Origin of the sequence: Winogradskyella psychrotolerans RS-3 (assembly GCF_000427335.1) — a bacterium.
In the GTDB taxonomy this organism is placed as follows: Bacteria; Bacteroidota; Bacteroidia; order Flavobacteriales; family Flavobacteriaceae; genus Winogradskyella; species Winogradskyella psychrotolerans.
This window is the reverse complement of the sequence record NZ_ATMR01000199.1, coordinates 1-12,531: the sequence shown is the minus strand read 5'-3', so window position 1 is coordinate 12,531 and position 12,531 is coordinate 1. Positions and strand designations below refer to the sequence as shown.

The window sequence follows — 12,531 nt, the reverse complement described above, 5'->3', positions numbered from 1 at the left end:
TTTTAAAGTCATATTGCTTTCCGCAAAAATAGAAAAAAAGGATCACATTTTCTTTTTAGGATAGCACATATAATATTTTGTGATAGGTTTACTAAGTGCTTTTAGGTTTAATTGATGTGATGCTTTTACGATGTCTTTTATTTTTCCCGACTTAAATAAGACGTTGATTTTTTGAGCTTTATTCTCATATGCCTGATTACTTAACTCACCCTGAAACACAAAATATTCAGCTTCAGATTTAGAAATATTATACCTTTTCATTAAAGCGTCAAAATGACTTTTTAGTTCTGATTGCTTAAACGCTTTGTTTTTAATCTTAATTTTTAGCAAACGTCTTTCAAGAATCATTTGACAAAGGTTGCTCAACACGAAGTCATCATGATTTTGCCAATCTTTCATTGCTGCGACAATATCGTAATCATCTAATTGTGAAAAAATAACAAGCGTATCATCATTAAAACTTTCAGCATTTATTTCTGAATTCAAGAAATAAAATAAAGCATCACTACACTTTAACTTTACATTCTGATGTACTAATTCTTTCGCGCGTTTTTAAAACCCGCATTAATAATTCTTCTGCAACCACACCTGTTTTGTGCAAATATACTTGCCAATACATAAAACGTCTTGCTACTAAGAATTTTTCGACACTTAAAACACCTTTCTCTTCAACTACCAATTGGTCATTAACCACATTTAACATAGTAATTAATCGTTCACTATTTACATTACCTTCCGCAACTCCTGTGTAAAAACTATCACGCTTTAAATAATCTGCTCTGTCCATATCCAATTGACTTGAAATGAGCTCGCACATAAATTGTCTTGGATATTCCTTCTTAAAGATAGAAATGGCTAACGTTAAACTTCCGTTAAACTCTCTATTGAGTTCTTCCATAAAACGCAATGAAATTTCCTCGTGAGAGACATTGTTTACAATACTGTGCTCCATGGCATGCGAAAAAGGCCCATGACCAATATCATGTAAAAGAATCGCTATTAACAATCCATTTTCTTCATCACCAGAAATCATAACCCCCTTAAAACGAAGCACATTAATGGCTTTTTGCATTAAATGCATACAACCCAAGGCATGATGAAAACGTGTATGATGTGCACCTGGATATACCAAATATGATAATCCCATTTGACTTATACGTCGTAATCTTTGAAAATATTTATGTTGAATTATATCAAAAATTAACGAATTCGGAATAGTAATAAATCCGTAAATTGGATCGTTAAAGATTTTAAGCTTATTTTTTGTAGGCAAAATTTTAAAATTCAATAATTAATAAACAAATATACCACAACATGATAAATATTCTCTGGGTTGACGACGAAATCGATTTACTAAAGCCACATATTATTTTTTTAGAGCAAAAAGGGTATCAAGTTACAAAATGCCAAAGTGGTACGGAAGCTTTAGAAATTATAGACGACACTAATTTTGATATTGTCTTTTTAGATGAAAATATGCCAGGACTCACAGGACTAGAAACCTTGAATGAAATTAAGGAAAGACGTGCCAATTTACCTGTTGTAATGATTACTAAAAGCGAAGAAGAATACATTATGGAGGAAGCAATTGGTAATAAAATTGCTGATTATTTAATAAAACCTGTAAATCCGCATCAGATCTTATTAAGCTTGAAAAAGAATTTGGATCATTCGCGTTTAGTATCGGAAAAAACGACTTCTAACTACCAGCAAGAATTCAGAAAAATCGCTATGGATTTATCTATGGTAAACACTTATGAAGAATGGGTAGATTTATATCAGAAATTAATATACTGGGAACTTCAGCTTGAAGGTATTGAAGATGTTGGAATGACCGATATTTTAGAATCTCAAAAAACCGAAGCTAATATGCAATTCGGTAAATTTATTGAGAAAAATTACGAAGATTGGTTTCAACCAAAAACAGATGCTCCCGTAATGTCGCATACGTTATTTAAAGATAAGATTGTACCAGAATTGAGTGATAAACAACCAACATTATTAGTCGTCATAGATAATTTACGATACGATCAGTGGAAAGCCTTTGAACCTTTTGTAAACAATTATTACAAGAAAACATCTGAACTTGCCTTTTATAGTATCTTACCTACAGCTACGCAATATGCACGTAATGCCATTTTCTCTGGATTAATGCCAGCAGACATGGAAAGTCTATTTCCTCAATACTGGAAAAACGATACCGATGAAGGAGGCAAAAACATGCATGAAGGTGATTTTTTGAGAGAACAATTAAAACGTTTAGGTTTGGGCCACCTAAAACATGAATACCATAAAATCACAAATCTTAAAGCCGGAAAAAAATTAGTTGAAAACTTTCGGTCTTTAAAAGATAACGATCTAAGCGTCATCGTTTATAATTTTGTGGATATGCTCTCCCACTCTAAAACCGAAATGGAAGTAGTTAAGGAATTAGCTTCCAATGATAAAGCGTATCGCTCACTTACAGTTAGCTGGTTTAAAAATTCTCCGTTGTTAGAAATGATTCAATTATCGCAACAACTAGGATTTAAATTGATATTAACCACAGATCATGGTACAATAAATGTAAAATCACCAACTAAAGTTATTGGAGATAGAGACACGAGCTTAAATCTACGCTATAAAACAGGTAGAAGCTTAACGTACCAAGATAAAGATGTATTGGCCGTGAAGAATCCTAAATCTATTCATTTACCAGCTTTGACTATGAGTAGTTCGTTTATTTTTGCTAAAGGTGATATGTTTTTAGCGTATCCTAACAATTTTAATCATTATGTGAGTTATTACAGAAACACCTATCAACATGGAGGTGTGTCTTTAGAAGAAATGATTATACCTTTTGTAGTAATGAATCCCAAATAGAAGATTTTCTTACTAATTTAAAATTAATGAAGCTGAATTTAATTTGGCTTCATTTTTTTTATTAAATCTACATAAGTCACAATTCTAGAGCATTAAGATAAAAAACACCTTAAAACGCAAAAAAATCCGACTAAATGCATTTTATTTTAGGTTATCTAAAATATTATTCCTACTATTGTATCCCTAACCTGTATAAAATAATATAGTGAAAACTCTCGAATTCACATACCACTTAAATGATATAGATGCTATTGCCTTTAAGGTTTTAGAGCATTTAGACTCTAAAATTATAATATTTAATGGTGAAATGGGAGCTGGCAAAACAACATTTATAAATGCACTTTTACAGGCCATGGGAAGTAATGATGCTGCTACGAGTCCAACTTTCTCAATTGTAAATGAATATGGTTTAAATGATGATAAGATTTATCATTTTGACTTTTATAGAATTGAATCTATTGAAGAAGCTTATAATTTTGGAATAGAAGATTATTTAAGTAGTAATCATTGGCTATTTATGGAGTGGGCGGAACGTATAGAAGAGCTCCTCCCTGAGAACACACAAACCATTACTATTACTGACATACAAGATAACAAGAGATTTATAGAGTTAACTTTAAATACCAAAATTAAACCGACAAAACAGCTATGAAAATACAGAAATTTTAAATAAAAATATAATATTTTTCCTACAAGATTAACCTAGTGTTACGGAAAAACCGTAATTATAAACTCATATTTTTTGGATTTTAACATTTTCGAATTTGTAAGGATTTAACAATGCTCATACATTTGAAGTAATTAATTAATTAAATCCCTTAAATTATGAAAACTAAAAAAAATCTGTTATTAGCAATCGCTATATTCGGAGGAGTATTGTTCACTGTAGAAGCAACTAACCTTATCGACTTAGATGGACAAACAACCACAAAAATTGAAAAAAAGAAAAGAAAACTCGTTAAGTGGGGATAATAATAAATTAAGTAGAAGTGCTATTGCAGGATCTATTATAGCCACAATAATAGCCTCTACACCACTATTGTTTTTAGTACATGAAAGTGTTCCAGATGAATTAGTTTGGAACACTTTTTTTGGTACTTATGAGAGTGGATTTTGGGAGTCAGCACAATATGCCATGTGGGTTTACACAGGTAAACTTGTGCCCCTAATATTAATTATAATTTGGTTTTTTACATGTCGCCATTGGTGGTATCATGTACTATTAGTACCTATTGTAATGTATTCTTTTCAAATTATAACTAGCTTTAATGCAGAATTAAAAAATACTGACGAAAATCAATTATTATTTTTATTACCTGTATTGGTATTAGTTGTGCCTTCAATTTATCTTATAAGAGCTAAAATGTTTAATCAAATAAATACTGCAGATAAAACGCTTGAAGAACTTGAAGAAGAATTTATGATTAAGCCAAAAGGAGTTTGGAGTAAGATTAAACAGTATTTTTAGAACTACAATTCAATTTCAAAATTTAAGTTATTCTAATACTCCTTTTATTTTAGTGTTATTCGCTATATTGCAATAGCAATACTAAAGTAATTGACTTAATGAGTATATCACCATTTACCAAAGCCCAGTTATTACCTCAAGAAGAAACCTTAGAAATTCTTAAACAAAAAGGAGAACTCTTTATTGGGATTCCTAAAGAAGCACATTTTCAAGAACGTCGTGTTTGTTTAACACCAGATGCGGTTTCTGCGTTAACGGCCAATGGTCACCGTGTATTATTTGAATCTGGCGCCGGAGAAGGTGCTAATTTTAAAGATAAAAATTACAGTGAAGCTGGTGCTGAAGTCACAAAAGACACAGCAAAGGTTTACTCCTGCCCTATTATTCTTAAAGTAGAACCACCTTCCTTAGATGAGATTAAACTTATTAATCCGCAGACTATCTTAATATCTGCGCTTCAAATTAAAACTCAAAACAAATCCTATTTTGAAGCTTTAGCAAAAAAACGAATTACCGCATTGGCTTTTGAATATATAAAAGATGATGACGGCCAATATCCTGCGGTTAGTTCTTTAAGTGAAATAGCAGGAACAGCTTCTATTTTAATTGCATCAGAACTTCTCTCTAATATCAATGGAGGCAATGGTTTAATGATGGGTAATATTAATGGTGTACCACCAACGGAAGTCGTTATTTTAGGCGCAGGTACTGTGGGCGAATTTGCTGCACGTTCTGCTATGGGCTTAGGTGCAAATGTTAAAGTCTTTGATAGCTCTATTACTAGATTACGCCGTCTTCAGAATAATTTAGGTCGCACGCTTTACACCTCAACGATGCAACCTAAGAATCTTTTAAAAGCCTTAAAACGTTGTGATGTTGCCATTGGAGCAGTTAGAGGCACCAATCGCGCTCCAGTCATAGTTACCGAAAGCATGGTTGCTAATATGAAATCTGGCTCAGTGGTTATAGATGTGAGTATTGACATGGGAGGATGTTTTGAAACAAGCGAAGTTACTACTCACGATCGTCCTACTTTTGAGCACAATGGAGTGGTTCATTACTGTGTACCTAATATTCCTGCACGTTATTCCAGAACTGCTTCAGTCTCTATAAGTAATATCTTTACTCCTTACCTTTTAGAAATTGGTGAATATGGTGGTATAGAAAATGCCCTTCGATTTGATCGCGGTTTAAAAAATGGGTTGTATTTTTACCACGGCATTTTAACTAACAAATCCGTTGCAGAATGGTTTGGTTTAGAATATAGAGATGCCAATTTATTAATTTTTTAATCTGTACTTAACGACTATTCGTTTGACAGAATTATTTCACAACTATGAAATTTATACATCGTTTGGCCTATTATCTAGGTGGTTTTGCTATTGGTTTAATGCTTCTTATGTTTTTTTTAAACGGAAAAGATGCCTCCTGTGATTATGGTCCAAATGCTAGAACAATTAAAAATATTAGTTCTAAACGTTTTATATATACTAATGAGACCTCTATTTTTATATCAGAACAATCTTTAGATTCTACTATCGTAAACAACTTGGTAAAATTTGGAAGTGTAGATTTTTCTAAAAGCAAAACAGAAATGGATTCTTGTAAAGTCTATCTTATAGAAAATAGTTATAAAGAACGTGATTTGGAATTAATGATAAAGAATTGCGATTCCATAGCTACAATCCTCGATATTAAGTATACAAACTACTAATAAATTGAAATTGTTTCCTTTAAACTTTAGAGGATTCCATCTAAATTTATAATATTTGAATTTCGATTAAAAAAACTACTATAATATGAAAGTATTAGTAACAGGCGCAGCAGGTTTTATTGGTTTCTATACCGCTAAAATCCTTATTTCCAAAGGTCATCACGTTGTTGGATTAGACAATATAAATGATTATTACGATGTTAACTTAAAATATTCTAGGCTTAATGAATTAGGCATCGATAAAAACGAAGCTGCAGAATTTAATAAACTTTGTAAGGCTAAATCTGAAGAGTTCTCCTTTATAAGAATGAATCTTGAAGACAGAGAGGAATTACCAAAATTATTCAAAACCGAAAAATTTGATATTGTTTGTAATCTTGCGGCCCAAGCTGGTGTAAGATACAGTATTGAGAATCCTGAAACTTATGTAGATTCTAATCTTGTTGGTTTTTTAAATATTCTTGAATGTTGTAGAAACAATGCTATTAAACACTTAGTATATGCTAGTAGTTCTAGTGTATATGGGATGAATAAGAAAATACCGTTTTCTACGGATGATAATGTAGATCATCCAATTAGTTTATACGCTGCTACAAAAAAGAGTAATGAACTTATGGCACATACGTATAGTCATTTGTTTAAAATTCCTACTACAGGTCTGCGTTTCTTTACTGTATATGGACCATGGGGAAGGCCAGATATGGCGATGTTCTTGTTTACAGATGCCATTGTAAACGACAGACCTATTAAAGTGTTTAATCATGGTAATATGGAGCGCGATTTTACTTATATCGATGACATTGTAGAAGGTGTTGTTCGGGTTATTGAGAAGTCACCAACCAAACGAATAGAATCCAATAAATTTTACAAAATTTATAATATAGGCAACAACAACTCAGTTAAGTTATTAGATTTTATAAAGGAAATAGAATTAAACTTAGATAAAGTTGCAAAGAAAGACATGATGGAAATGCAGCCAGGTGATGTAGAACGCACTTGGGCAGATGTCGATGAATTAATTAAAGACTACGATTATAGACCTAACACCTCAATAAAACATGGTGTAAAATCTTTCATAGATTGGTTTAAAGAATATTACAATTAATCTCTTAAATTTGAACAAAATTTCTATTTACTATAATTCTATAAGAATCTTATCGTAAAAAGAAGTTGTTTATATATTAAATTATTTGAATTAAATAAAAAAAAGTCAAATTTACATACAATTTAAAATTTAGACTCAAATCAAAATAAACTTAAAAGCATGAAAATCACAAAGATTTGCTGTATTGGAGCTGGTTATGTTGGTGGACCAACTATGGCAGTAATAGCAAAAAAGAATCCTAACATTAAAGTTACTATTGTTGATATTAATGAAGAGCGTATTGCTGCTTGGAATGATGAAGACTTATCAAAATTACCTATTTACGAACCAGGATTAGCTGAAATTGTTGCAGAAACAAGAGGGAAGAATTTATTTTTCTCTACTGCAATAGATGAAACAATTAAGGAATCAGAAATGATTTTTATCTCAGTAAATACTCCGACTAAAACTTATGGTAAAGGAAAAGGTATGGCCGCTGATTTAAAGTACGTAGAACTTTGTGCTAGAAATATTGCAGAAGTTTCAACAACAGATAAAATTGTTGTAGAAAAATCGACTTTACCAGTAAGAACAGCTCAAGCTATAAAAAGTATTTTACACAATACAGGTAAAGATGTGAAATTTGAAATTTTATCTAATCCTGAATTTTTAGCTGAAGGTACAGCAATCCAAGATTTATTAAATCCTGATCGTGTTCTAATTGGTGGAGAGTCAGGAGATGCTATTGAAAGCTTAGCCAATGTATATGGAAGTTGGGTACCACAAGAAAGAATACTAAGAACTAATGTTTGGTCTTCTGAGTTATCTAAATTAACTGCTAATGCATTTTTAGCGCAGCGAATTTCTTCAATTAATGCTATTTCAGAATTATGTGAGCATACGGAAGCAAATGTAGATGAAGTTGCAAAAGCTATCGGAATGGATTCTAGAATTGGACCTAAATTTTTAAATGCTTCAATTGGTTTTGGTGGTTCTTGTTTTCAAAAAGATATTTTAAACCTTGTATACATAGCTAGAAGTTATAATCTTAATGCTGTTGCCGATTATTGGGAACAAGTTATTATTTTGAATGACCACCAAAAGCGACGTTTTTCAGATAACTTAATAAGTACATTATACAATACTGTTTCTGGTAAAAAAATAGCGATGCTAGGTTGGGCTTTTAAAAAAGACACTAATGACACAAGGGAATCAGCTGCCATATACGTTGCCGACCATTTATTAAATGAACAAGCAAACATAGCTGTTTACGATCCTAAAGTGAATAATAAAAAAGTACAAGCAGACCTTAATTATTTAAATACAAGATCTGAAGAAGAAAACAACGACTTAGTTAAATCGTATAGTGATCCATACGAAACATCAAAAGATGCACATGCGATTGCTATTATGACAGAATGGGACGAGTTTAAGACCTACGATTGGGAAAAGATATATAACCAAATGAAAAAACCAGCTTTCATTTTTTGATGGTAGAAATATTCTGAACAAAGAAGAAATGACCAAGATTGGATTTGAATATTCTTCTATAGGTAAGTAATGTGTGAAACTTTAAAATAATAAAAATGCATACAAACTATATAGTTTGATGCATTTTTATATTTATGAATAAGCATTTAATCAAATCCTTGTAAGTTCAAACAATTTGAGTTTATTCAACTTTAAAAATCGAACTCATCATCCTATTTTTTCAATTTTTAAACTGTTTTATTGAAATACTAATGATTTTCACGTTAAAATGTGCTTTTTTTACAAAAAATTAATATTATGTGCGGCATATATTTAAGTAACATTCCTTACGCTGACGAGGAGGTTAAAGCGAAGCTAAATTCAATTTCATTTAGAGGACCAGATTATATTGGAATTGAAAAAGTTAATGATATTACATTTGGGCATTTACGATTATCTATATTAGATTTAGAGCAACGCTCTAATCAACCTATGGTTTTTGAAAACTTAACCATAGTTTTTAATGGTGAAATTTATAATTATAAAACCATAAAAAAAGAACTTCTAGACTTAAACTATTTTTTTAAGACAGAAAGTGACACTGAAGTCCTATTAATAGGATTTAAGCATTGGGGAAAGGCCATACTCGACAAAATTAATGGAATGTTTGCGTTTTCAATATATAATGCGGATACCAATACGTTATTTTCAGCAAGAGACAGGCTTGGTGTAAAACCATTTTATTATTATTGGGAAGATGGAAAATTTGAAATATGCAGCCAGATAAAACCCTTGCTAGCCGGCAAAAAAATTAATGATGAAGCCATTTCTATATACTTGGACTGTATGTTTATTCCGAGTCCATATACTATAGTTGAGACCGTGTTTAAACTTCCTCCTGGCAATTACATGGAGATTGATTTAAATAACAGTACACTGAATATAGGGGAATATTGGAATTTAAAACCTGTTAAAATTCTCGACATATCCTATGAGGATGCAAAAAAAGAATTACATACACTCTTATTAGATGCCGTTAAAATAAGATTACAATCTGATGTACCAATTGGTTCATTTTTATCCGGTGGTATAGACTCGGCTTTAGTATCTAGTATTGCTGCAAAGGTATCAGAATCAAAGATTAATACTTTTTCAATTGGATTTGACAACCCAGAATATGACGAGAGTAAAATAGCAGAACAATATGCCAAAATTCTAAATACTACCCATAAAACAACCATTTGTAAACCTAGTGATATACTTAAGCTTATCCCAAAACTTACCGACGTTTATGACGAACCTTTTGCAGATAGTTCTGCCTTACCCTCACTTTTACTGAATAGCGTAACCAAACAATATGTAACAGTTGCACTATCTGGCGATGGTGGTGATGAGAGTTTTATAGGTTATGAACATTTTGATTCTTTAATGCAGAACAAAAAGATAATGGATATTCCCTTTATCTTAAGAAAGTTCATAGCTCATTCTGGTATTTTAAAGCTTTTTGGAATGGATTCTCACAGAATTAAGAATGCTTTAAATACAAAAGGTAGAAACGATTTTATCGAAAATATTTTTTCAAGAAAGGGATTTCTTTTAATGGAAAAAAAACAAAACTACATGAAGTATTACCAAGATTACAAATATTGGTCTAGTAATTTTCTACAAAAAGCAGCCGACTTAAATATAAAATTATGGTTAGAAAACGATAGTAATGTAAAAGTAGATAGAGCAAGTATGGCATATTCCGTTGAAGTTCGAAGTCCATTTTTAGATTATAGAATTGTAGAATATGCTAGGTCATTACCTATGCATTTTAAATATGAAAAAGGAAGGCAAAAGAAAATATTACGAGATATTTTAAAGGATTATATTCCAGAAGAGGTGTTTAACCAACCTAAACGGGGATTTGCTGTTCCAATAGGAGATTGGATGCGAAATGAACTTAAAGAAGAGTTTTTAGAAGCTTTAAATGACGATTTTTTAAATAAGGTTCCCAATCTTAATGTACCTAGATTTAAAAGGCTTTTACAAGAACATATGGAACATAAAGAAGATCACACTGCCAATGTTTGGAAACTTTACGTGTTAAGCAAGTGGTACAGTGAGTTTGGATTTAAATAAATTCTAATTGAGTATAGGTTTTAGTTTTCTGACTGAGAGCTTCATTTATGAGGTTTTCAGGGAGTTCTAAATAATCATTACAAATCAAGTACTAATATAAGATATTTCTGACTAAATCATTCACGTAATTAATAGTCACTGCAATGGTATAAGAAACGTAATTTTTTATTGATACTGAACCGATACAGAAAATATAAAAATTTGATACTGTAAGAGTAGTCATAATTCTAATTAGTCCACAATGAGTTTTTTAGTCATAGCTCTACCATTACCTATAAGTTTTATAAAATATACACCAGATTGAAGTGAACTAATACCTATTTGGGTCGTTGTAGTATACTCTAAATTTTCATTCGTAATTTTTGAGTGCTGAATTAGTTTTCCTGTTACGTCATAGATATTTACATCTGAAACATTTAATACACCAAACACTTTTACATTAACAATATCTGATGCTGGATTAGGATATACATCAAATCCTATTTCTGTTTCTTCATCAATTGAATCAGAAGCACAATTTACACCCACTTCCACTCTAACTGTGGCCTCATCAAAATCTAAGGCATTAAATACCGTAACTATATAGTCTGTCGTTTCTGTCGGTGATACCTCAATCGTTTGTGTCGTCTCACCTGTACTCCAGATATAGTCATCTCCTCCACTTGCCGTTAAGGTTGATACTTCTTCTAAACAAGCAAATACATCTTCACCAGCATCTGCTATAACGCGATTTAGGACATTTACGGTGACTTGCTTTTCATCATAACATTCACCAATAAATCCTCTTATTTCATACGTTGTGGTTGTAGACGGACTTACCGCTATGTTTGGTTGCGATGCACCATTATTCCATCGGTATGTATTAGCGCCAGAAGCAGATAACGTTACAAAGTCTCCATTTAATATTTCAACACTTTCCCCATTTGCTATAGTTACTACTGGGCTCGGATCTACATAAACCTTAACATCATCTGTATCCGATTGATCCCCTTGTGTGACCGTTACAGAATAAGTTGAAGTCGATAGTGGATTTACGACTATACTTTGACTTGTTTCACCTGTACTCCACAAATAACTATCTCCTTCATTTGCTGTAAGAACAACTTCATAATTCTGATTATCACAAACCCGTTCATCAGTACCTGCCGACGCTCTAAATAATGGAGTGACTTTAACAGTTACTTCTTTTAGCTCACTGCTACATGAATTAGTCGTTCCTACTACGCTATAAGTTGTAGTTTGACTTGGGCTCACTAAAATAGAATTAGATGTATCTCCTGTATTCCAAAAGTACGATTCCGCACCGCTCACTAATAAGTTTGTGCTTTCTCCTTCTATTATTGTAATACTTTCACTTACTGTTATAGTTGGTAATTCATTTACGATAACTGTAACACTATCTGTATCTGAATTCCCAAAACTATCCGTTACTGTAACGGTGTAAGTTGTAGTCTCTGTAGGGCTTAAAGTCAAGGAAACACCTGTTTCGCCTGTACTCCATATGTAATTTATTCCACCTGAAGCATTTAATGTAACGCTTTCCCCAAAACAAATAGCAACATCATTACCTGCATCTGCATTAACTTCTGCTATGACTGTTATAGTAACTTCCGCTACACTCGGACATCCATTAGCAGAGAAACCTGTAACACTATAAATTGTTGTTTCTGTTGGATTAACAATAATTGAGTTCCCAGTGTCTCCTGTATTCCATAAATAGGTTTCTGCTCCGTTTACTAATAGGTTTATGCTTTCTCCGTCTATTATTGTAATACTTTCACTTACTGTTAAATTTGGTAATTCATTTAC

General features: G+C 31.9%; 9 protein-coding genes and 2 pseudogenes. 9 read left to right on the top strand and 2 right to left on the bottom strand.

Going from position 1 to position 12,531, the window contains the following annotated elements:
- Nucleotides 1-42: 42 nt before the first annotated feature.
- Nucleotides 43-1,273 (bottom strand): annotated as a pseudogene (locus ADIWIN_RS17010) (HD domain-containing protein).
- A gap of 41 nt (nt 1,274-1,314) precedes the next feature.
- Here ADIWIN_RS17010 and porX point away from each other — a divergent pair.
- The 9 genes and pseudogenes from porX to asnB all read left to right on the top strand — a co-directional run bounded on the left by porX (nt 1,315) and on the right by asnB (nt 10,722).
- Nucleotides 1,315-2,862, top strand: a complete 1,548-nt coding sequence (porX, locus tag ADIWIN_RS17005; RefSeq protein ID WP_020897095.1) for a T9SS response regulator signal transducer PorX — start codon at nt 1,315-1,317, stop codon at nt 2,860-2,862.
- A 205-nt stretch (nt 2,863-3,067) separates the two neighbouring features.
- Nucleotides 3,068-3,514: a tRNA (adenosine(37)-N6)-threonylcarbamoyltransferase complex ATPase subunit type 1 TsaE gene (tsaE, locus tag ADIWIN_RS17000; protein WP_020897094.1), complete on the top strand. Its 447-nt coding sequence runs from the start codon at nt 3,068-3,070 to the stop codon at nt 3,512-3,514.
- A gap of 173 nt (nt 3,515-3,687) precedes the next feature.
- Nucleotides 3,688-3,834 carry a hypothetical protein gene (locus tag ADIWIN_RS20940; protein WP_181897150.1) on the top strand — a complete coding sequence of 49 codons (147 nt, stop codon included), beginning with the start codon at nt 3,688-3,690 and terminating at the stop codon, nt 3,832-3,834.
- Nucleotides 3,797-4,330, top strand: a complete 534-nt coding sequence (locus tag ADIWIN_RS16995; protein WP_235047142.1) for a hypothetical protein — start codon at nt 3,797-3,799, stop codon at nt 4,328-4,330. Before ADIWIN_RS20940 ends, ADIWIN_RS16995 begins: the two co-directional genes overlap by 38 nt.
- Before the next feature lie 98 nt (nt 4,331-4,428).
- Nucleotides 4,429-5,622 carry an alanine dehydrogenase gene (locus tag ADIWIN_RS16990; RefSeq protein ID WP_020897092.1) on the top strand — a complete coding sequence of 398 codons (1,194 nt, stop codon included), beginning with the start codon at nt 4,429-4,431 and terminating at the stop codon, nt 5,620-5,622.
- 44 nt (nt 5,623-5,666) lie between these two features.
- Entirely contained in the window at nt 5,667-6,044 is a 378-nt protein-coding gene (locus ADIWIN_RS16985) for a hypothetical protein (RefSeq protein ID WP_020897091.1), read from the top strand.
- Nucleotides 6,045-6,129: 85 nt separating this feature from the next.
- The gene (locus tag ADIWIN_RS16980) at nt 6,130-7,149 is read left to right on the top strand and encodes an NAD-dependent epimerase (RefSeq protein ID WP_020897090.1); all 1,020 of its coding nucleotides are present in this window, start codon (nt 6,130-6,132) and stop codon (nt 7,147-7,149) included.
- A 159-nt stretch (nt 7,150-7,308) separates the two neighbouring features.
- A pseudogene (locus ADIWIN_RS16975) lies at nt 7,309-8,689 on the top strand (nucleotide sugar dehydrogenase).
- A gap of 227 nt (nt 8,690-8,916) precedes the next feature.
- Entirely contained in the window at nt 8,917-10,722 is a 1,806-nt protein-coding gene (asnB, locus tag ADIWIN_RS16970) for an asparagine synthase (glutamine-hydrolyzing) (RefSeq protein WP_020897088.1), read from the top strand.
- 231 nt (nt 10,723-10,953) lie between these two features.
- Here the strand turns inward: asnB and ADIWIN_RS16965 are convergent.
- Nucleotides 10,954-12,531: T9SS type A sorting domain-containing protein (locus ADIWIN_RS16965; protein WP_040757666.1), on the bottom strand; the 1,578-nt coding region annotated here is incomplete at its 5' end.